This is a genomic window from Acinetobacter sp. YH12041 (assembly GCF_013419975.1).
GTDB lineage: Bacteria > Pseudomonadota > Gammaproteobacteria > Pseudomonadales > Moraxellaceae > Acinetobacter.
This window is the reverse complement of the sequence record NZ_VOZC01000008.1, coordinates 123,709-144,829: the sequence shown is the minus strand read 5'-3', so window position 1 is coordinate 144,829 and position 21,121 is coordinate 123,709. Positions and strand designations below refer to the sequence as shown.

The 21,121-nt window shown below is 43.1% G+C and carries 27 protein-coding genes; 26 read left to right on the top strand and 1 reads right to left on the bottom strand.

The window, feature by feature from the left end:
* The first annotated feature begins 19 nt into the window (after window positions 1-19).
* The 26 genes from FTU00_RS09220 (at window position 20) to FTU00_RS09095 (ending at window position 20,087) form a co-directional block, all read left to right on the top strand.
* The gene (locus FTU00_RS09220) at window positions 20-802 is read left to right on the top strand and encodes a ParA family protein (RefSeq protein WP_004784019.1); all 783 of its coding nucleotides are present in this window, start codon (window positions 20-22) and stop codon (window positions 800-802) included.
* Entirely contained in the window at window positions 799-1,686 is an 888-nt protein-coding gene (locus tag FTU00_RS09215) for a ParB/RepB/Spo0J family partition protein (protein ID WP_180002195.1), read from the top strand. The genes FTU00_RS09220 and FTU00_RS09215 overlap by 4 nt, the downstream gene beginning before the upstream one ends.
* Window positions 1,687-1,723: 37 nt before the next feature.
* A complete protein-coding gene (locus FTU00_RS09210) occupies window positions 1,724-2,365 on the top strand; it encodes a MotA/TolQ/ExbB proton channel family protein (protein ID WP_180033493.1) in 642 nt (213 codons plus the stop codon).
* A 10-nt stretch (window positions 2,366-2,375) separates the two neighbouring features.
* Complete coding sequence (locus FTU00_RS09205; protein ID WP_004784014.1) at window positions 2,376-2,798, top strand: biopolymer transporter ExbD; 423 nt, start codon at window positions 2,376-2,378, stop codon at window positions 2,796-2,798.
* Window positions 2,798-4,525, top strand: a complete 1,728-nt coding sequence (gene msbA, locus FTU00_RS09200) for a lipid A export permease/ATP-binding protein MsbA (RefSeq protein ID WP_180179584.1) — start codon at window positions 2,798-2,800, stop codon at window positions 4,523-4,525. Before FTU00_RS09205 ends, msbA begins: the two co-directional genes overlap by 1 nt.
* Before the next feature lie 3 nt (window positions 4,526-4,528).
* Window positions 4,529-5,533, top strand: a complete 1,005-nt coding sequence (lpxK, locus tag FTU00_RS09195) for a tetraacyldisaccharide 4'-kinase (RefSeq protein WP_180179583.1) — start codon at window positions 4,529-4,531, stop codon at window positions 5,531-5,533.
* Window positions 5,534-5,545: 12 nt separating this feature from the next.
* Complete coding sequence (gene kdsB, locus FTU00_RS09190; RefSeq protein WP_104425952.1) at window positions 5,546-6,307, top strand: 3-deoxy-manno-octulosonate cytidylyltransferase; 762 nt, start codon at window positions 5,546-5,548, stop codon at window positions 6,305-6,307.
* Between the two features lie 14 nt (window positions 6,308-6,321).
* Window positions 6,322-7,302: a DNA polymerase III subunit delta' C-terminal domain-containing protein gene (locus FTU00_RS09185; RefSeq protein ID WP_180002197.1), complete on the top strand. Its 981-nt coding sequence runs from the start codon at window positions 6,322-6,324 to the stop codon at window positions 7,300-7,302.
* A 17-nt stretch (window positions 7,303-7,319) separates the two neighbouring features.
* Entirely contained in the window at window positions 7,320-7,661 is a 342-nt protein-coding gene (locus FTU00_RS09180; protein ID WP_005236142.1) for a PilZ domain-containing protein, read from the top strand.
* Window positions 7,662-7,688: 27 nt separating this feature from the next.
* Window positions 7,689-8,462: a TatD family hydrolase gene (locus FTU00_RS09175; RefSeq protein ID WP_166139436.1), complete on the top strand. Its 774-nt coding sequence runs from the start codon at window positions 7,689-7,691 to the stop codon at window positions 8,460-8,462.
* Between the two features lie 40 nt (window positions 8,463-8,502).
* Entirely contained in the window at window positions 8,503-9,117 is a 615-nt protein-coding gene (locus tag FTU00_RS09170) for a TetR/AcrR family transcriptional regulator (protein WP_125279027.1), read from the top strand.
* Between the two features lie 9 nt (window positions 9,118-9,126).
* Window positions 9,127-9,675, top strand: coding sequence for a Tfp pilus assembly protein FimT/FimU (locus FTU00_RS09165; protein WP_180179582.1), 549 nt, complete (start codon window positions 9,127-9,129; stop codon window positions 9,673-9,675).
* Window positions 9,665-10,249, top strand: a complete 585-nt coding sequence (gene gspI, locus FTU00_RS09160) for a type II secretion system minor pseudopilin GspI (RefSeq protein WP_180053395.1) — start codon at window positions 9,665-9,667, stop codon at window positions 10,247-10,249. The genes FTU00_RS09165 and gspI overlap by 11 nt, the downstream gene beginning before the upstream one ends.
* The gene (gene gspJ / locus FTU00_RS09155) at window positions 10,246-10,872 is read left to right on the top strand and encodes a type II secretion system minor pseudopilin GspJ (protein WP_180068799.1); all 627 of its coding nucleotides are present in this window, start codon (window positions 10,246-10,248) and stop codon (window positions 10,870-10,872) included. Before gspI ends, gspJ begins: the two co-directional genes overlap by 4 nt.
* 14 nt (window positions 10,873-10,886) lie before the next feature.
* A complete protein-coding gene (gspK, locus tag FTU00_RS09150; protein WP_180179581.1) occupies window positions 10,887-11,858 on the top strand; it encodes a type II secretion system minor pseudopilin GspK in 972 nt (323 codons plus the stop codon).
* Between the two features lie 160 nt (window positions 11,859-12,018).
* Window positions 12,019-12,615 carry a 6-carboxytetrahydropterin synthase gene (locus tag FTU00_RS09145; protein ID WP_159123992.1) on the top strand — a complete coding sequence of 199 codons (597 nt, stop codon included), beginning with the start codon at window positions 12,019-12,021 and terminating at the stop codon, window positions 12,613-12,615.
* Window positions 12,616-12,660: 45 nt separating this feature from the next.
* Complete coding sequence (gene ung, locus FTU00_RS09140; protein WP_005236130.1) at window positions 12,661-13,374, top strand: uracil-DNA glycosylase; 714 nt, start codon at window positions 12,661-12,663, stop codon at window positions 13,372-13,374.
* Complete coding sequence (locus tag FTU00_RS09135) at window positions 13,371-14,492, top strand: enoyl-CoA hydratase/isomerase family protein (RefSeq protein WP_180179580.1); 1,122 nt, start codon at window positions 13,371-13,373, stop codon at window positions 14,490-14,492. Before ung ends, FTU00_RS09135 begins: the two co-directional genes overlap by 4 nt.
* Window positions 14,493-14,498: 6 nt before the next feature.
* Entirely contained in the window at window positions 14,499-15,014 is a 516-nt protein-coding gene (gene tadA, locus FTU00_RS09130; RefSeq protein ID WP_180179579.1) for a tRNA adenosine(34) deaminase TadA, read from the top strand.
* A 62-nt stretch (window positions 15,015-15,076) separates the two neighbouring features.
* On the top strand, window positions 15,077-15,511 hold the full coding sequence (locus FTU00_RS09125; RefSeq protein ID WP_004783989.1) for an SRPBCC family protein: 435 nt from the start codon (window positions 15,077-15,079) through the stop codon (window positions 15,509-15,511).
* Between the two features lie 14 nt (window positions 15,512-15,525).
* Window positions 15,526-16,209 carry a (d)CMP kinase gene (gene cmk / locus FTU00_RS09120; protein WP_180179578.1) on the top strand — a complete coding sequence of 228 codons (684 nt, stop codon included), beginning with the start codon at window positions 15,526-15,528 and terminating at the stop codon, window positions 16,207-16,209.
* A gap of 110 nt (window positions 16,210-16,319) precedes the next feature.
* Window positions 16,320-17,996, top strand: a complete 1,677-nt coding sequence (gene rpsA / locus FTU00_RS09115) for a 30S ribosomal protein S1 (protein ID WP_004783987.1) — start codon at window positions 16,320-16,322, stop codon at window positions 17,994-17,996.
* Between the two features lie 164 nt (window positions 17,997-18,160).
* Window positions 18,161-18,466: an integration host factor subunit beta gene (locus FTU00_RS09110; protein WP_005097312.1), complete on the top strand. Its 306-nt coding sequence runs from the start codon at window positions 18,161-18,163 to the stop codon at window positions 18,464-18,466.
* A gap of 22 nt (window positions 18,467-18,488) precedes the next feature.
* Window positions 18,489-18,854 (top strand): lipopolysaccharide assembly protein LapA domain-containing protein, encoded by a 366-nt coding sequence (locus FTU00_RS09105; RefSeq protein WP_005236124.1) that lies wholly within the window; start codon window positions 18,489-18,491, stop codon window positions 18,852-18,854.
* Window positions 18,855-19,097: 243 nt separating this feature from the next.
* Window positions 19,098-19,778, top strand: coding sequence for an orotidine-5'-phosphate decarboxylase (gene pyrF / locus FTU00_RS09100; RefSeq protein ID WP_166139453.1), 681 nt, complete (start codon window positions 19,098-19,100; stop codon window positions 19,776-19,778).
* An 87-nt stretch (window positions 19,779-19,865) separates the two neighbouring features.
* The gene (locus tag FTU00_RS09095; protein ID WP_005236122.1) at window positions 19,866-20,087 is read left to right on the top strand and encodes a hypothetical protein; all 222 of its coding nucleotides are present in this window, start codon (window positions 19,866-19,868) and stop codon (window positions 20,085-20,087) included.
* 101 nt (window positions 20,088-20,188) lie between these two features.
* On the opposite strand, the gene FTU00_RS09090 is transcribed toward FTU00_RS09095, so the two are convergent.
* The gene (locus tag FTU00_RS09090; RefSeq protein ID WP_179992442.1) at window positions 20,189-21,097 is read right to left on the bottom strand and encodes a lysine exporter LysO family protein; all 909 of its coding nucleotides are present in this window, start codon (window positions 21,095-21,097) and stop codon (window positions 20,189-20,191) included.
* Window positions 21,098-21,121 lie beyond the last annotated feature (24 nt).

Sequence of the window (21,121 nt, the reverse complement as noted above, 5' to 3'; positions counted from 1 at the left end):
TTGAAGGATCGGGGTCAACATGGCACAAATTATTGCGATTGCCAACCAGAAAGGTGGTGTCGGTAAAACCACAACCGCAGTAAATTTGGCGGCATCTCTCGCTGTGCTAAAAAAACGCGTTTTGCTTGTGGATATGGATTCTCAGGGAAATGCGACCATGGGGTCGGGGATTCAGAAAAATGACCTGCTGTATTCAGTGACTGATGTATTGCTGGGTGAAGTGCCGATTGAAACTGCGATCACCAAGGCTGAAGTTGGATACAAGGTTTTAGGGGCAAACCGTGACCTGGCTGGTGTGGAGCTGGCGATTGCTGAGCAAAAAGGCCGTGAATTTATTTTGCGTGAAGCTTTGCAGGAAATTGAATCCTCATTCGACTATATCATTGTTGATTGTGCACCAAGCTTAAGCTTGATTACCGTGAATGCACTGGCAGCAGTGGATGGCGTGATTATTCCGATGCAATGCGAATATTATGCTCTCGAAGGCCTGGCTGATCTGACACAAACCATTGACCGCATTCAGCAAGCACTTAATCCAGACCTGCAGATCGTGGGTGTATTGCGTACCATGTATGATGCTCGAAATGCCTTGACCCGTGATGTTTCAGAAGAGTTAGAGCAATATTTTGGTAAAAAACTTTATGAAACCGTGATTCCACGTAATATCCGTCTAGCTGAAGCGCCGGCACATGGTCTACCGGTTATTTATTTTGAAAAAAGTTCAAAGGGTGCAGTTGCTTACTTAAATCTGGCAGCTGAAGTATTAAAGAAAAGCAAAGTGAAAAAAGGAAGTAAAGCATGACCGTCAAGAAACGTGGACTCGCCAAAGGTCGTGGTTTAGATGCCTTGCTGGGATCAATTCAAAAAGAAAAATTACAACTCGAAGCACAAGGTCTTGATCATGGTCAGTTGAAACAGATTGATGTCAATCTGCTGAAACGTGGTGAATATCAGCCACGTCGTTATATCAATGAGCAGGATCTGCAGGAACTGGCCGCATCGATTGAAAAGCATGGCATCATGCAGCCAATCGTGATCCGTCCGGTCGATGATGAACGCTATCCATACGAGATTATTGCCGGTGAGCGTCGCTGGCGTGCGGCACAGTTAGCAGGTCTGACTGAAGTTCCTGCGATTGTGCGTGAGCTGAATGATCAGGTCGCAATTGCACTGGCTTTAATCGAAAACATTCAGCGTCAGGACCTGAACCCGATTGATCAGGCGATGGCTTTGCAGCGTTTCCATGACGAGTTTGGTTTAAGCCATCAGGAAATTGCCGATACCGTCGGTAAGGCGCGTACCACAGTGAGCAATTTGCTGCGTCTGCTAACTCTGGCTGAAGAAGTAAAAGACTTTATGCAGCAGGGCCTGCTGGATATGGGACATGCACGTGCCATTCTGACTTTGAAGGCTAAAGATCAGCTTAAAGTTGCTGAGATGGTCATTGAAAAGAGCCTTTCAGTACGCCAAACCGAACAGTTGGTACGCGACTACAATGCACCGAAAACAGAAAAACCAAAAGCAGCGATTGCGCCAGACATTCAGCAGCTCACTCAGCGTCTGTCTGAGCGCTTTAGTGCGGATGTTAAAATTGACTATAACAAGCAAGGGAAAGGCAAGCTGGTTATTAGCTATCATTCTTTAGAAGAGCTGGACGGGATTCTTTCAATCCTGGGCAATGAATAATTAATTTAAAATTTGTTTTTATTGGGGAATAAATCAGATGTGGGAATTGGTTAAAGCAGGCGGCTGGTTGATGCTGCCGCTGGTGTTGTGTTCGATATTTATGCTGGCGATTTCAGTTGAGCGCTTCATTCGTTTAAAAAAGAGTCTGGTACTGCCCAACTCACTTCTGATGGGTCCTGCACAAAATGCAGAACAAGCTATGCAAAAGCTGCAACAAAGTTCAGCTTTGAAAAACAGTACTTTGGGTCGTGTATTTACAGCTGGTTTTGAAGCGCGTCACCAGTCTGAGCAATATGCTCGTGCCCAGATGGAAGTGGTAGCTTCACAGGAAATTGGCTATCTGGAAAAGAATATTAATTTTCTGGGTACTTTGAGTGCAGTAGCGCCTCTACTCGGTTTGCTCGGTACAGTGATTGGAATTATTGAATCATTTTTAATGATTGATGTCGGTACTAATAGTGACCCAGTATTAATGATGCCGGGTATTTCCAAAGCACTGATCACGACAGCAGCGGGTATGCTGATTGCTATTCCTGCTTTATTTGCACATCGTTATTTCCAGCGTCTGGTTCAGGAATATGTAGCGGAACTTGAGCAGCAAGCAACGTTATTTCATGCCAACCTGTTCTATTTAAATGCTTCAGATGATGTAGAAGAACGCATCAAGAAAGCAAGCTAGGAGCAGGGGCATGAAATTTAAACGTAACCAGGTGGAAGATGTACATATCAATCTGACACCCATGATTGATTGCCTGCTATTTATTTTGGTCTTTCTGCTGCTTTCAACCACGTTTAACCAGATGAGCCGGATGAACCTGACGCTTCCAGATGCACAAGGTGTACCGCCCAAGAATTTTGACCAGAAAATTGAAGTGATTGTGGATGCCAATGGTCACTATGCCGTAAATGGTCAGTCTATTGCCAGTAAGGACGCAGCAGATTTAAATACGGCAATTAAACAGATTTCGAATGAACGTCGTGATTTAATGTTTGTCATTGCCGCTGATGCAAAAGCGACACATCAGGATGTTATTCGTGTCATGGACGTTGCAGGGCAACTTGGCTTTGTCAATGTCAACATCAGTACGAAAGTACCAACTCGAGGTTATTAGTGAAGCACGATTTTAAGGTCTATCTTCGCCTTTTAAGCTATTTAAAACCATTTTGGGGCACAGCCTTAATTGTCCTGCTTGGTTTTTCTATTAATGCGGCCACAGAAGTTTCTGTAGCCAAATTACTGGAATATATCATTGAGGCGATACAAAACAGAGACCAGGGTTTCACCTTACTTTTCCCATTCTTAGTGGTAGTACTGATGTTCTTCCGGGGCTTAGGTCTATTCCTCGGTGGGTATTATACGGCGGTCATCTCCCGTAATCTGGTATTTAATATTCGTCAGGAAGTCTTTGCCAAAATATTGCGTTTGCCTGCGCAATATTTTCTGGACAATACCAGCGGTCATATTACGGCCAAAATTATGTATAACGTTGAGCAGCTCACCGCAGCCTCAACTGAAGCACTTAGAACGATCATTCAGCAAGGTCTGATCACAATTGCCTTATTGGGATATCTTTTATATACCAACTGGCGTTTAACCATGTGTATTCTGATCTTTGGACCCGTGATTGGTTTTGTGATCAGTAAAGCTTCAAAACGGATGCGCAAGCTATCACAACAGGTTCAGGACACTATGGGTGATGTGAACCATGTGGTTCAGGAAACGGTAAATGCCAATCTGATTGTCAAAGGTTTTGGTGGTCAGATTTATGAGCAGGAACGCTTTAAACAGAATTCTTTGGAAAATCTACGCCGTGGCTTGAAAATGGTGGCAGTACAGCAGCTGAACAGTCCAGTGGTACAGCTGATCATGTCAGTTTCACTCAGTATCGTGATGTATATTGCATTGCGCCCACAAATTTTGGGAGATACGACTGCGGGTGAATTTGTTGCTTATATTACAGCTGCAGGTATGTTGGCGCGACCAATCAAGACATTAACTGATGTGAATGAAAAAATTCAGCGTGGTATGGCGGCCGCACATTCTGTGTTTGAATTGCTAGATATGCCTGAAGAGCATAATACCGGCAAACTCAATGATGCCTTAAAAGGCAACATTCAATTTAAAGATGTCAATCTGGTTTATGGCGATGGTCACCATGCGATTCATGACTTTAACCTGGAAGTGAAAGCGGGCGAGACTGTAGCATTGGTTGGACGTTCAGGAGCAGGCAAAACTTCTCTGGTGAATCTGTTGGTACGTTATCAGGAAACTACATCCGGGCAAATTTTACTGGATCAAAAATCGATTACTGATTATGAGTTGACTGCTTTACGTACCCAGATCGCGATGGTAAACCAGCAGGTAGTGCTGTTTAACCGTACTGTTCGTGAAAATATTGCTTATGGCCAGCTAGAAAATGCGAGTGATGAAGAAATCATTGCAGCAGCAAAAGCCGCCTATGCGCATGATTTCATTATGGCCTTGCCACAAGGTTATGATACGCCACTAGGTGCTCAAGGTCTGAATCTGTCAGGTGGTCAGCGTCAGCGTATTGCGATCGCCCGTGCCATTTTGAAAAATGCACCGATTCTGATTCTGGATGAAGCGACCAGTGCGCTGGATAATGAATCTGAATACTTTATTCAGCGTGCCTTTGATCAGGCGATGCAAGATCGGACTACGATTGTGATTGCGCACCGTCTATCAACAATTGAAAATGCCGACCGCATTGTAGTGATGGATCAAGGTCGTATTATAGAGCAGGGTAATCATGCTGAGCTGATTGCACGTCAAGGTGCTTATTATCAGCTGCACCAACGTAATTTCGAGGAACATTAAGTCATGGCTTTGGCACAGATCATTCAGGATGCTTGGAATACACAGGCAAAGTGGCTGGTTGTGCTGCGTCCTTTGTCCTGGCTTTACCGCTTGGGTTTTGTCAGTAACCACTGGCTTTACCGTAAAGGGATTAAAAAAAGCTATACCGCACCTATTCCAGTAATGGTGATTGGAAATATTACCGTAGGTGGGAGTGGTAAAACACCTTTACTGATTCATCTGGTGGATTACCTCACTGAAAAAGGCCTACGGATTGGTGTAATCAGTCGAGGTTATGGTGGTAAAGGTCCTTTTCCTGCTTATGTAGATTTAAATACCTTGCCTGAAGTGGTAGGTGATGAACCAGCCTTAATTGTCCAAGCGACTGGTGTGCCGATGGCTGTAGGGCCAAATCGTCAAAAGAGCATTGAGCTTCTGCTAGAAAAGCATGCACTGGATTTAATTATTTGTGATGACGGTTTGCAGCACTGGGCTTTAAATCGTCAGATTGAATGGATTGTGCTGGATAATAACCGAGGCTTGGGCAACCAGAAACTTTTACCAGAAGGTTATCTGCGTGAACCCGTTACCCGGTTGGAAAAAGGTACCGTGATTGAACATGCAGCAAATCCAGTTTCGCCTTTGCATATGCATCTTGCAGCCTCTCAGCCGTATTTATTAAATCAGGATGTTATCAAAAGCTTTGATCCAACTGCGGCTTTCTATGCAGTAGTCGGCATCGGTTTTCCACAGCGTTTTTATCAAACACTAGAACATCTGGGGCTGCAGCAATTTCAGTGTCATGAATTTCCAGATCATCATGATTATGAAATTGAAGATATGCAATTCGATGACAATAGTCCGATTATTACGACTGAAAAAGATGCAGTTAAAATTATGGCATTACTCAAACAGTATCCAGATTATCATCGCGATATCTGGGTGGTGCCAGTCGATGCAGTCTTGTCACCTGCCTGTTATACAATATTGCAGCAGCAATTAGAGCAACAGGGTATTTCTATTTCCTAAGGTTTATTTACGATGAAACATATAGTTATTCCTGCACGCTTCTCCAGTTCACGTTTGCCGGGTAAACCTTTGCTGGAAATCCATGGTCGTCCGATGATTCTGCGTGTCGTGGATCAGGCCAAAAAAGTACAGGGCTTTGATGACCTGTGTGTGGCAACAGATGATGAACGTATTGCCGAAGTTTGCCGTGCTGAAGGTGTTGATGTGGTCCTGACTTCAGCAGATCATCCATCAGGTACCGATCGTCTAAGCGAGGTAGCTCGAATCAAGGGCTGGGCGAGTGATGACATTATCGTGAATGTACAGGGTGATGAACCTTTATTGCCAGCCCAGTTAGTTAAACAGGTCGCGCAACTCTTAGAAGATCAACCAGCTTGCTCAATGTCGACTCTGTGTGAGCCAATTCATCATTTAGAGGAATTCAAGCGTGACAGTATCGTTAAGGTTGTGATGTCTAAGCACAATCAGGCACTGTATTTTAGTCGTGCTACGATTCCTTATGACCGTGATGGTGCCAAGCTGGCTGAACAGAAACTGCATGATCAGGCTTATCGCCATTTGGGCTTATATGCTTACCGCGTGAAACTGCTACAGGAATATGTAACCTGGGAAATGGGTGTGCTGGAAAAACTGGAATCTTTAGAACAGTTACGTGTACTGGAAAATGGTCACCGTATTGCCATTGCTGTGGCAGAAGCCAATTTACCGCCAGGTGTCGATACGCAGGAAGATCTGGATCGCCTGAACCAGATGGATCCATCTTCTTTTGCTTAATTTGAGAATTCTCCATGCCGCTTGATGTCAATGCACAGATTTATCCATGGCAGCAACAGGTTTGGGATACGCTAACCGGGCGTTTTCCTAAGCTTGGGCATGGTTTATTGTTCTATGGAAAAAAAGGCTGTGGTAAAGAAGCCTTTGCCCAGCAGTTTCTGGCCTGGGTTTTATGCCTGAACCGTCAGCCTAAGGGGCCATGCGGTGAGTGTGGCAGTTGTCAGTGGCTGAAAGCGGATACCCATCCGAATTACGTCTATATCAGCACTGATGAAGACAATAAAAAACAGAATGCCAAAATTAAAATTGAAAAGATCCGTGATCTTCTGCCTTTTGTACAGCAGACCGTCGATGGCTGGCGTGTCATTGTCATTGAACCCGCTGAAGCATTAAATATTGCTTCTTCTAATGCCTTGCTGAAAACTCTGGAAGAACCGGGTGAAAATATTGTCATTATTCTGCTTGCGGATCATTATCTGAAATTGCCTGCAACTATTCGCAGCCGTTTACAGCATTTTGCTTTAGACCGGATTTCATCAGCGCAATTTAGTGAATATGTAGAGGCGCAGTTACCTGAAGCAGGTTCGAGCCAGCAGCAGCTATTAATGAATTTATCCAATCAGATGCCTTTGCAAGCGATTGAGGTTGCACAAAGTTCCTGGTTGCCATTACGTCAGGAATTCATGGAAGACTGGAAAAAACTGGTCATTCAAAAAAATATGCCAATGGCAATTGCGACCAAATGGAATAAAAGCCTGAGTTTTGGTGAATTTGGTCAAATGTTTGAATACTTGTTGTCCGATTTAATTTGTGTCAAGCTAAATCAGGCCGTAAAAAACATTGATCTGGACTTTAATGTATTGGCCGAACAATATTCATTGGAAACACTTTTTAAAATTTATGAGGATTTTCAGCGAGCCAAACAATATCTTGAGCAGAACGTACAAAGTAATCTGGTGCTCGATGAATTGTGTATCAAGCTGATGAATCTTTAGCTTAAGGGGAAAACAAGATGCAACCACGTATGGGCGGTATTATTCAGGCTAATATCCCGGATATTGAAACACTATTTGCCAGTTATATGCCATATGTTGTAGGTGGTGGACTTTTTATTCCTTCCAAGCAGCCAGTAAAATTAGGTGAAGAAGTTTTTGTTTTGACGACTTTACCTGAACAGACGCAGAAAATTCCATTAACCGGAAAAGTAATCTGGATATCTCAAAAGCAGAATGGCATCAAGCCACAAGGTTTTGGGATTCAGCTCACCGGTGAAAAAGGCGTTTTCTTCAAAAATGAAGCAGATCGTCTGGTTGCGGGTCTTAAATCTGATGGACGTAAAAGTTACACTATGTAGTTAATTTACCTTTGGTAGGAACTCATTGTGTTTGTAGATACTCATTGCCATTTAACGCTGCTCGATTTAACACCTTATAACGGTGATCTGGATCAGGCGCTCGCTCAGGCCCGTGAAGCAGGCGTATCCAAGTTTATGAGTATCTCGGTGGATCTGGATGATCATATCGAGCTGGCAAAAATCGCGGCCCGTCATCCTGATGTCGGTTATACCGTTGGTGTACATCCTTGCGAAGATGCGGCGACAATGGCGCGTGCGACCACTGAATATCTGGTTGAACTGGCACAGCCAGAAAAAGTCTGGGCGCTGGGTGAAACGGGGCTCGATTATTATCACAGCACCGATTTTATTGCCGAGCAAAAAGACTGTTTTGCCCGTCATATCCATGCCTCACAAATCGTGAAAAAACCTGTCGTCGTGCATACTCGTTCCGCCAAGCATGACACGGTTGATATTATCCGTGCAGAAAAATCTACCCATGGCATTTTGCACTGTTTTACCGAAGATTGGGAAACCGCTAAAACTGTTTTAGACTGCGGTTATTATGTGTCTTTCTCCGGTATTGTTTCTTTTAAAAATGCCCAGGATTTGCGTGACGTGGCCAAACAGGTTCCACTTGATCGGGTTTTAATCGAAACGGATAGTCCTTACCTTGCTCCAATGCCATATCGTGGCAAATCTAATGAACCAAAATACGTTCCTTATGTAGCCAAAGCCCTTTGCGATGTATATGATAAGTCGCTAGAAGAAATGGCTTATATCACAAAGCAGAACTTTGAGAATCTTCTGAATTCAAAGTAAGTAAAGTTAGATAAGAGTACAAGAGAGTTATAGGGTGAAGATGGATCGTCAGGCTCAGTTTCGAGCAAGAGAAACCTTGATTTTTCAAGTTGCAGAACAGTTACTGCTAGAAAATGGTGAAGCAGGGATGACCCTGGATGCACTGGCAGCAGAACTGGATCTGGCCAAAGGCACTCTTTATAAGCATTTCCAGAGTAAAGATGAATTGTACATATTGCTGATTATCCGTAATGAGCGCATGTTGCTGGAAATGATCCAGGATAGTGATAAGGCTTTTCCTGAACATCTGGCATTCTTTATGTTGCATCATCTGCATCACCCTGAACGTACTGTCCTTTTTCATCAGATTGAAGAGCGTCTTTCTACAACAGGTGTTGGAATTCAGCACCTGTTTAGCGAACTTTATCAGGTGCGCAAACAGCGCTTACGTTTGATTATCCGTATGACTGAAAGCTATTTGGCTTCAATCAATAGCAGCATGTCGGTGCGTGATTATCTGGCCTCAATTTGGTCGATGACCCATGGTGCAGCTGCGATTCTGAACTCCAGTTTTTATCAGCGCTATCTCGGTTCACGCGATACCTTGCGCGTTGCCCTTATTGATCAAGCTTTAGCTTTACCGAAACAGGTCCATCCTGCCGAGCAGTTCGCCTAAGAGTTGCCTATGATCAGATCACATCACGCCTCCATTCGTGGATTCACTCTAATCGAAGTGATGGTGGTGATTGTGATTATGAGTATTATGGCATCACTAGTTGTATTGAATATTGGTGGAGTAGATCAGCGCAAGGCAATGCAGGCACGAGAAGTCCTGTTACTGGATTTGCAAAGAATCTTGCGGGAAGCTAATGATCAATCCCGTATTCTTGCGCTTGATGTTCAGGCTGCCACTGATGTTTCACCATTTCGCTACGGAGTCGTGGAATATCGTTCACCTAATCAGGCAGAATCGACTTTAAATCAGCAGAAATGGCAAAATTATGTGGAGTTTAATCTGCGCAGTTTACCAGAGCAGGTCTCTTTCCGGATTCAGCCTTTAGAGCAACATTATAATAATGCCCAAAATCGGGATCTTACTGAAGTTAATGCACCTAAGCTAATCTGGTTAGGCAATGGTGAAGTTAAACCGGTCAGAATCCAGTTCTATTTGGAAGATCGTGAAGTGGGCAATCCGATTGAAATTGATCACTTGGGTAAAGTCCATGAAAGCTAGGGTTTTCAAGCAGAGTGCCGGAGCTGATGTAATCAAGTTATTTAAGTCAAATGCTGATCGTGCGCACTCCGGGCATAGCTCTTCGTCTTGCGCAGCGGTAAAACAGCATTTCACTCATCGCGGCTCCTCAAGCACAGCTTTCGGACTTTCTTGCGCGACAATGCCGCTCAGGTCGAGGATTACTCGACTTAATCGTGCCTCAGGATTTACCTTGCTGGAAGTGATGGTCGCGCTGGCGATCTTTGCCACAGCAGCCATGACCCTGACTAAAGTTGCTATGCAATATACCCAATCGACTTCGAATGCCATTTTGAGAACCCAAGCCCAGTTTGTTGCCTTGAATGAAGCAGCACTAATGGAAATCAATCAGCAGTGGCTTACTGGTACAGAATCTAAACAACTCACTCAACAGGGCGAAACCTGGCAAATCGATAAGCGCAGTGAGCCTACCGTAAGTCCTAATGTACAACGCATTGAATTACAGGTGAGTCTGGTCAACACTGAAACCGGTCAGGCAGAAAATGGAATTAGCAGCTTGATGTTCTTTAATCACCGGATGAATGAAGCGCCATGAAGTCTAAGGGATTTACGCTGGTCGAACTACTGGTTGCTATTGCTATTTTCGCCTTACTCTCTGCTCTAGGCTGGAAAGTATTTGATTATATTGTACAAACCAAAGACCGTAATGCAGTGCATGAACAGCGCTTAAGTCAGTTGCAAGATACTTATCAGCAGATCTTGCGTGATACGGTGCAGGCGGTGCCTTTGACGGCCAATATTAATGGTGATATTCAGCCGGCACTGGTTTTGCAAAACGGGCGTTTTAACTTTAGTAAGACTGGAGTCACCGATCCTCTGGAAGAGGGGATTTCTCCAGATGAACGGGTTGAATATCAGTACCGGGCAGATGAACAAAAACTCTATCGCCTGAAATACCGGAATTTAAACCAGACCGGGCGTGATCAACCTGAATCCAGTGTGTTGTTGTCCGATGTTGAGCAGTTTCAGATCGTAGTACTTAATCCAAATGAAATGACCCAATGGCCAGACTCATCTTTTGATTTAAATCAGATTGAGCAAAAACAGCGTTTACCCAAAGGCATTAAAATTAACTTAATGGTTAATGGGGTCAGTTATGAGTGGATTTTCAGTTTATTGAATACAGATTTCCTGCTTGAAACCCAAAAACTAACCTGACAAAGAATAATAAAATGCAGATGAACAAAGCAATGATGATCAAACAGCAGAGGGGGATTGCTCTGATTACCATTCTAGTGATGGTGGCGCTTGCAACTATTTTGGCTGCGGCTATTGCTAAACGTCAGGCTGCAACTGTTGAAAGTACCGCTTATTTAATGCGACAAAACCAGTCTTTGATGTATGCCAAAAGTGCTGAAGCGTTTTTTTCTGAATTGCTGGTCGATGACGCAGAGAATGCAGCAGAAGTTGATCATTTAAATGAAACCTGGGCGCAGCCGATGCCGGCTTTTCCGGTTGAAGATGGTTATGTCTCGGGAATACTGCAAGATGAGTCGGGTAAGTTTAATTTAAATAGCCTGATTACAGCAGAAGGCACGGTGAATGAAAATGCTAAAGCCTGGTTTGAGCTGATATTAAAACGTGCTGGATTGCCAGAGCAGTTGAGTGAAGCCGTGATCGACTGGCAGGATGAAGATGAAATGCCAAGTGGACCAATGGGCGCAGAATCTAATTATTATCAGGGCTTGCCGAATGGTTCTCTACCTCCGAATGCCAAATTTCATAGCGTTGAAGAGCTGAAACTGGTACGAGGCTTTGAAGAAAACAAGTACAAACTAATTGCACCTTATCTAAGTACTGTGCCTGTAGCAGATACTACGGTCAATATTAATACCGCATCTGCATTTCTTTTGGCGAGCATGGATGAAAAGCTGGATGTGAATGCTGTGCAGCAATTGCTGGATCGCCGTCAGGCGAATCTGGAATATTTTACCAATGTGGCTGATCTCTGGACACTAGAACCCTTTGCCCAGGTGGATGCAGCCAAACACAACCTGTTTAATAACCTGCTTGGGGTGCAATCCAATCACTTTAAAGCACGTATCGAAGTGATGCTGAGTGAGCGTAAACGTCAGTTTAGTAGTGATCTGGTGCGGCAGGACAAGAAGGTTTATGTTGCCTATCGAAGCATGGCACCTTTTTAAAATTCCACCATTTTTAAATAATCTCATTTTTTGGAATTTAATCTGTTTTCGCTTCAATCCCTTTTGCCTATCATGACGAACTGCAAAATTAATCCTCATCGGTTTACTTTTGCTTTATAATTGGAATTAATTCACCTATTTTTTGACGACATTACGGCATATGTTAATTCGTAAGTTATTTAAGTTTGAAAATGCTCATATTGTGCGTAACTGCACCTCGGATCGCTGTAAACGTTCGATTCATGGTCACAGTTATAAAGTTGAGTTATTGCTGAAAGCGTCGAAGTTGGATCATGGCCAGATGGTATATGATTTTGGTCTGCTCAAAGGGGTGATTAAGGATTTTTTTGATTCTTTTGACCATGCGATCTGCTTCTGGCAAAAAGATGATCCTGAATATATTCAGGCATGCAAGAATTTTAGCGCGCGCTGGGTATCTTTGCCGGTTTCGCCATCTGCAGAACAGTTTTCACGTATTTTCTTCTTCCTGGCTCAACAGGTATTGGCATCCACCATTACTCAGAATGGTGAAGGGGATGTTGAAGTTTATTCTGTGATTGTTCATGAAACTGATACCGGCTATGCGCAAAGCTTCTTGGAAGATATCCAGAATGAACAGATGGGTCCACTTAGCCTGGAACAGATTGAATTCTCGGAGCAGGTGCGGGCAGAGTGGACAGATCCAGAGATGTTTGCGAAACTGAAACAGGGTCTTCCATTTCATAATCCGGCTGTGGATCTGCAAGTCCAGCCTTAAAAATTCGAATATAAACGCAGACTGACATAGATTTAGGATTGAAGCATGTCTTTAAATGAACAGCAAATTGCGAAACTGAATAAAGTTCAGTTAGATGACAGCTGGAAATATGGACTCAGTGATTTTTTACTGAGTCCGAAAATGGATGCGTTAAAAACGTTTTTAATTGAAGAAAAAAAAGCAGACAAGGTAATTTATCCACCAAATCACCTGATTTTTAATGCTTTGAATACGACGCCATTAGACCGGGTTAAAGTGGTCATTATTGGTCAGGACCCTTATCATGGTCCGAATCAGGCGCATGGTTTAAGCTTCTCGGTGCAAAAAGGGGTTGCATTACCTCCATCTTTACGTAATATTTTTCATGAGTTACATAATGATTTAGGCGTAAAAATCCCTAAACATGGTGATTTAACTCATTGGGCGGAACAGGGTGTACTTCTGCTCAACGCTGTACTGACCGTAGAGGCAGCACAGCCAACTTCACATCAGAAACGTGGTTGGGAAGAATTCACAGATCACGTCATTGATGTATTGAATGAACAACGTGAACATATCGTTTTTATTCTTTGGGGCGCATACGCACAGCGTAAAGGACAGCGCATTGATCAAAATAAACACCTGGTCTTAAAGGCAGCACATCCTTCGCCTTTGTCAGCAAACCGGGGTGGTTTTTTTGGTTGTAAAGTTTTTTCGAAAACGAATAATTATCTCAAACAACATGGCATTGAGCCTATAGATTGGCAGCTGGACGCATGACTTATTCTCCTGTAACTAAACCTTACCATCCGGACCTGATTGTTGAACAAGCCAACAATGGCTGGCGCATTGTACGCCTGAATCGTCCAAAATCATTACACGCTTTAGATGAATCTCTGGTTTCTGCACTACTGGAAGTTTTTCAGGACTTTCATACAGATGACAGCGTAAAAGCGATCTGGTTAGATTCAACTACCCCGAAAGCATTTTGTGCCGGTGGCGATGTACGTAAGCTGCGTCAGTTAGTAATTAATGATGAAGTGGCAACCGCTAATAAGTTTTTTGAACAGGAATATGCGCTAGATCTATTGCTGCATAACTATGCCAAGCCGGTATTGGTCTGGGGGGAAGGTTATGTCATGGGTGGCGGTTTAGGCCTGTTTATGGCGGCTCCATTCCGTTTGGTGACGCCGTATTCGCGTCTGGCGATGCCTGAGATTAATATTGGTTTATATCCAGATGTGGGTGCGACCCGCTTCCTGGCAGACCGTGGAGCGATTGGCCTGTTTACAGGTTTAACGGGTTCCATTATGACTGCTGCGGGTGCTTACGGTATTGGCTGGGCGACTCATATCTGTGATGCACAGCGTGATTCAGTATTAGATAAGGTCGTAAATATAGACTGGGAACATTATCCAGCTGGGGATTTCCGTGCGATTGATGACACTTTGAACAGCATGCACCGTCCGGTAGGCCCGGGTCCTTTGCAAAACTCACTGGATGTAATCCACAGTGTATGTCGTGGCGTAAACTTCGAGCACGATTATGAATCGATTATTGGTTTAAGTGATGCGCGCAGTGACTGGTTGCGTCAGGCCAGCGAAAACCTGCAAAAAGGTTCACCTGCAACCGCTGCTTTAAGCTGGCTGTTGTGGCAATGGGGTAAACAGGTTCATTCATGGAATGAAATTTTTGAACTAGAAACCCAGATTTCAGACTGGAAAATCCGTCATCCTGATTTTGTTGAAGGCGTACGTGCACGTCTGGTCGATAAGGATCTGTCTCCAGAATGGCAAAAAGGCAGTGATTTAAGCCTGAAAGGCATTCTGTCTCAGAATCCACCGGTGACCACTATTGAAAGCTGGAATGAGCTACTCAAACACTATGGTGTGATTTAAGTCTGAATGTCCGAAACACAATTTACCGATGAATACTGGATGCAGCTTGCTTATGAGCAGGCTGCACTTGCTGCTGAGCAGGGTGAAATTCCTGTAGGTGCTGTGATTGTCAGCCAAAATCAGGTCATTGGCCGTGGCTACAATGCGCCAATTTCTTTAAATGATCCGACTGCGCATGCTGAAATCATAGCATTGCGTGAAGCCTGTCAGAACCTGAAAAACTACCGCCTGCCTGAAGATGCTGTTCTTTATGTCACTTTAGAACCTTGCACTATGTGTGTAGGGGCTTTGGTGCATTCGCGTATTTCACGGGTCGTCTTTGGTACAACTGAGCCCAAAGCAGGTTCTTTGGTGAGTGCACGCAAGCTTTTTGAGACTGGCTACTATAATCATGTATTTCCATTTGACTCGGGCTGTATGCAGCAGCAGTGTGCTGAGCAGCTCAGTGCATTTTTCAAGTTGCGCCGTGAACAGAAACGCCAGCTGAAATTGCAAGAAAAATTACTGAATGCTCATAAATAAATCGAATCTAATTCGTTAAACTTTGCTCACTTTAAAATCATTTATTTTTAGGAAAAAGAAAAATGAAAAATGCGATTCAGGTAAAAAAAGAATTCCCAGCAGCGATTGATAAGGTTTTTGAATTACTGTCTAAACACGATGCTTATAACGTGGCTTTTGCACCAATGCAGGTGGAACGGATTAAGGATTCGGCAGACCCTGAGCGCCCAGATGGTGTGGGTTCTGTGCGTAGCATGGGTTTAGGTCCAGTCAAGCCGCTAAAAGAGCAAATTACCTTGCTAGAGCCGAACTCCCGTATTGAATACAAGATCGTAAAGAATCCTTTGATTAAACATCATTTGGGTATTATTGAGTTTGAAGCATTGGACGATAACAAAAGTCTGGTGACTTATACGATAGAATTGCAGGCACGTCTTCCATTTGTCAGTAAATTAATTCTTGCACAGCTCAAGACAGGGATTAAACTAGGCCTCGCAAAACTTGCAAAATCTGTATAAATAACGGGAAAGTAATGACAGTTCAAATTATTACCATTGATGGTCCAAGTGGATCTGGCAAAGGCACACTGGCTGCAAAACTTGCAGCACATTACCATTTTCATTTACTGGATTCAGGGGCTTTGTATCGTTTATTAGGACTGTCATTGCATCACCATAATTTACTCGATGAACTGGATACTAAACTGGCTGAATGCGTACAAATTGCAACAAATTTGGATATCCAATTTGTCAGCACTGAATCAGGTGTTCAGGTATGGCTGAATGGTGAAGATGTCTCCCAAACTATCCGTACCGAACGGGTGGGTGAGTATGCTTCAAAAGTTGCTGCAATTCCTGAACTTAGAACTGCTCTGGTGGCCCGTCAACATGCTTTTGCTCAAGCTCCTGGTCTAGTGGCAGATGGCCGCGATATGGCGACCAGTATCTTCCCAGATGCACAAGCCAAGATTTATTTGACAGCTTCGGCTGAATCCCGTGCGCAAAGACGTGTAAAGCAGTTGCAGGGTATGGGGCTGGATGTTAAAATAAACGACATTTTAGCTAATATCGAAGCGCGGGATAAACGAGATATGGAACGCACTGTCGCTCCGCTCAAACCTGCTACTGATGCGTACATCATCGACAGTTCAGATCTGAATATCGATGAAGTATTCAAGCTGATGACCACGTATGTGGATCAGCAATTAGCTCAATAACCCTATTATTTCAGCAGACGCATAGCTTGATCAGTTTTATATGGACTATGTAGATGCTTAATTAAACCGGCCTTGTCTGATCCAAGACCGCTGACTTTATCGGATATATCATGACCGAATCTTTTGCAGCCCTCTTTGAAGAAAGCGAATTAAACCTCAACGTTGAAAAGGGTGCAGTCATCCAAGGCGTTGTAGTAAGCATCGACTCTGATTGGGTAACTGTTGACACTGGCCTTAAATCTGAAGGCGTTGTTGACCGTGCTGAGTTCTTAAATGAACAGCGCGAACTTGAAGTTCAAGTTGGCGACACTGTAGACGTAGTTGTTGAAGCACTTGACAACGGTATGGGTCAAACAGTTCTTTCTCGCGAAAAAGCTAAACGCGCTGAGACTTGGACTAAACTTGAAAAAATCTTTGAAGACGGCGAAATCGTTACTGGTGTTATCTCTGGTAAAGTTAAAGGCGGTTTCACTGTTGACATCGGTCCAGTTCGTGCGTTCCTTCCAGGTTCTTTAGTTGATACTCGTCCTATCCGTGATACTACTCACTTGGAAGGTAAAGAGTTAGAATTCAAAGTAATCAAACTTGACGCTAAACGTAACAACGTTGTTGTTTCACGTCGTGCTGTTATGGAAGCTGAATCTTCAGCTGACCGTGAAGCGCTTCTTGCTCAGCTTGAAGAAGGTCAAACAGTTACTGGTACTATCAAAAACCTTACTGACTACGGTGCATTCGTTGACCTTGGCGGTATCGACGGTCTTCTTCACATCACTGATATGGCTTGGAAACGTATCAAGCACCCATCAGAAGTTGTTGAAGTGGGTCAAGAAGTTACTGTTAAAGTACTTAAATTCGACCGCGAACGTAACCGCGTATCTTTAGGCCTTAAACAATTAGGTGAAGATCCATGGTTAGCGATCATGAGCCGTTACCCTAAAGGTTCTATCGTTAAAGCTCGCGTAACTAACCTGACTGACTACGGCTGTTTCGCAGAAATCGCTGAAGGCGTTGAAGGCTTAGTACACGTTTCAGAAATGGACCACACTAACAAAAACATCCACCCATCTAAAGTAGTTCAGATCGGTGACGAAGTTGATGTTATGGTTCTTGAAGTAGACGAAGAGCGTCGTCGTATTTCTCTTGGTATCAAACAAACTCGTGCTAACCCATGGGAAGAGTTTGCTAAGAACCACGACAAAGGTGAAAAAGTTTCAGGTACTATCAAGTCAATCACTGACTTCGGTATCTTCATCGGTTTACCAGGCGGTATCGATGGTCTAGTTCACTTGTCTGACATCTCTTGGAACGAACAAGGCGAAGAAGCGATCCGTCGTTACAAGAAAGGTGACACTGTTGAAGCAGTTATCCTGTCTGTAGATGCTGAAGGCAACCGTATCAGCCTTGGTATCAAACAATTGAACAGCGATCCGTTCAACGATTTCTTAGCTGCTAACGAACGCGGTGCGCTTGTTAAAGGTACTGTAACTGCAGTTGACGCTAAAGGCGCTACTGTTAAGTTAGCTGATGAAGTTGAAGCAACTCTTAAAGCATCTGAAATCAACCGCGACCGCGTTGAAGATGCGACTAAATTCCTAGAAGTTGGTCAAGAAGTTGAAGCTAAGATCATCAATGTAGATCGTAAATCTCGCTCTATCAACTTGTCTATCAAAGCGAAAGACGAAGCTGAAGAGAAAGAAGCTGTTGCTAACCTGAAAACAGCTGCTGCTGGTCAAGACAATGGTCCTAAAACTATTGGTGACTTGATCAAAGCGCAAATGAATCACTAAGAGTAGATGGTGAATTGTATTGTTAATGTAAGTTAAGTAATACTTTTTACACAAATACTGTAAACGGTAGCGTAGTATTTAATTATTGCGCTACCGTTTTGTATTTAAACAGGTTATTATCGGAAAATAGATCCCGAGTAGCTTGATAATTAAAGAGGTCGCAGATGACTACTGAAGCACTTAATAAGTCTGACTTAATAGAGCGCATCGCGCTAAAGAATCCGCATTTGGCTGAACCTTTAGTGGAAGAAGCAGTTAAAATTATGATTGATCAAATGATTGAAGCTTTATCATCTGATAACCGTATTGAGATTCGCGGGTTTGGCAGCTTTGCATTGCATCATCGTGAGCCTCGTGTGGGTCGTAATCCTAAAACAGGTAAATCTGTTGAAGTTGCAGCAAAAGCTGTTCCACACTTTAAGCCAGGTAAAGCACTTCGTGATGCAGTAAACGAATCTGCAAACAAATAAATAAGATATTTACGGGGTGTTCATGCGTTACGTTCTGGTCATTCTTTTATTGCTCGTCTTTGGCTATTCATTAGCTTTGGTGTTGCAAAACGGGACTGAGGTCTCAGTGGACTTGTTATTTACTCAAGTTCCTGCAATGCGCTTAGGGTTATTGCTCCTTTTGACTCTTTCCTTAGGAATAGTGGTTGGCTTGTTACTCGGTGTGCAGGTTTTCCGCGTTTTTCAGAGTAATTGGGAAATTAAACGACTACGTAAAGATATTGAACATCTACGTAAGGAACAGTTGAATACTGCCAAGATGATGGCAGCAGAAGCGGCAGCTCATACACGACATGAGAAAACAGTATTAGATATTAATTCTAATGACAGGCCATCGGCACCGCTTTAGACAAAAATGAGAAGTCGAAGTAATCTACTGATTTTTTTACTTCGCCTGTTTTGATTAAACGCCTTTTAGCTTAGCTTCTAAGGCGTTTTTTTATTGTTAAATTATATTTAGAAAAAATATATAAAAATTATATAAATAAATGACTTAATTTGAATCAAAAAATCATTTTTGCGAAAATATTCTTGGTTGTTATAGGGCTAATCCGTATAATGGTTTAATTTTGTCAATTTGAAGGGTCTTCTCATGAGTATCATCGTTGCACTGGATGCTAAAAGTCAATTTGATGCCTTAACGATTGCAGAGCAGCTCGATCCTGCCTTATGTCGAGTAAAGGTGGGCAAAGAGTTATTTACTCATGAAGGTCCTATCATTGTAAAAGCACTTCAAGACAAAGGTTTTGACGTGTTTTTAGATCTGAAGTTCCATGATATTCCGAATACCACTGCACAAGCGGTATGTGCTGCGGCAGACTTGGGCGTGTGGATGGTCAATGTCCACGCTTCAGGTGGTCGTAAAATGATGGAGACCTGTGTTGAGCGTTTAAAAGCAGGTAACTATAAGACTCAACTCATTGCGGTAACTGTGTTGACTTCAATGGGGCGTGAAGACTTGAAAGATATTGGCTTGGATATCGAGCCTAATGAACATGTAAAACGTCTGGCTCAACTCACCAAAGACAGTGGCCTGGATGGGGTGGTCTGTTCCGCACAAGAAGCGAAAATGCTGCGTGAAACCATTGGACAAGACTTTGCACTGGTCACTCCTGGGATTCGTCCTGAAGGTTCAAATGCAGACGATCAAAAACGTATTGTGACACCAAAGCAGGCAATGCTGGACGGATCAACACATCTGGTGATTGGTCGACCAATTACCAAGTCTGAAAATCCTCGTCAAACCCTAAAAGATATTCTGGCAACATTGTAATTCCGGTTACCTGATGAAAAGCCTTTCATATGAAAGGCTTTTTTTATACATTGAGAAAAGCTGTATAAAAATAAAAAGGAATTTCAAATGAGAATAATAAAGACACCAGAACAAAAAATGCTAGAACAAAGGCTGGAGATGGAAAAAATAGCAGATCAGTTCGAACAGCAGGAAAAATATAAACAACAGGCACAGTCGGGTTCATGGGACTGGATGTCAGGCCTTGATAGCATAGATATTGTAGAACTCGCTTCAGAGATGATGGAGACAGTAGGAGATTCATTGAGTAGGGTTGATTTGAATTTTTAATATTCCGTAGTTTATTTTATTTCTAATTGAATCCCCCTAAATCCCCCTTTATGAAAGGGGGACTTCTCCTCCCTTTAAAAAAGGGAGGTCGGGAGGGGTTTTTAAATTACCGCCAACACACTTACCGCTACTGGCGCCAATACAGATAAAATAAAACCGCTCACCATGGCATGTGGAATAAAATCATTGCCACAGGCCTGTTTGACCATGGGTAAAGTCACATCCATCGCAGTCGCACCTGCAGCAGAAATTGCTGATCTTGGGTAACGCCAGCCGGCACAATACATCAGTAAAATCGCAAAAATTTCCCGAAACAGGTCATTCATCAGGGCAATACTACCCAGTTCTGCATTTCTCAGTTCTGTGACGACAACACCCGACATGGAATAAAAACCATAACCTTGCGACAGCATAATCAGGTCTTTTAAATGAATATCTGGATTCCAGAAAGAATAGACAATTGCTGCCACGCATGAACCAGCAATACAACCTGCCGGAACCAGCAGGATTTTCCAGTTCAACCATGAGCGATCAAGTGGTGAATAGGCAAGATCCAGTCCAATCAGAAACATAAAGACCAGTAATAAATGCCAGGTGCTGATTTGAATAGAAAGACCCATTTGAGTGGAACTATAATGCAGCAAGTAGCCAGCGGCTAAGGCGAAGAACGCATAACTGATATTGATCAGTGATTTAATCACTAGCTCAGTGGAGACTCGGCCAGAAGAAGGTTGAAAATCTGCCCATTTAAAGAGCAGATAACAACAGCCAAATGCCCCAATAGAGGTGAGAAAAGCAATTGTAATAGAGGTATTTAGAATCTGAGCAGGATGAGGTAATTCCGCTAAAAGTTCAGAAAACTCAAAAGCGATGGCAATCAGCAAGATATAACTAAAATAAGGAAGAACCTTAAAGCAGATTTTTGTGAAGGGAGCAGGAAGCCGTTTCGCAAAAACAAAGCCAAGTGCTAAACAGACCAGAAGTTGGGATACTAACCAAAGCGATTGCATAATAAAAAAGTATGATAAATCAGT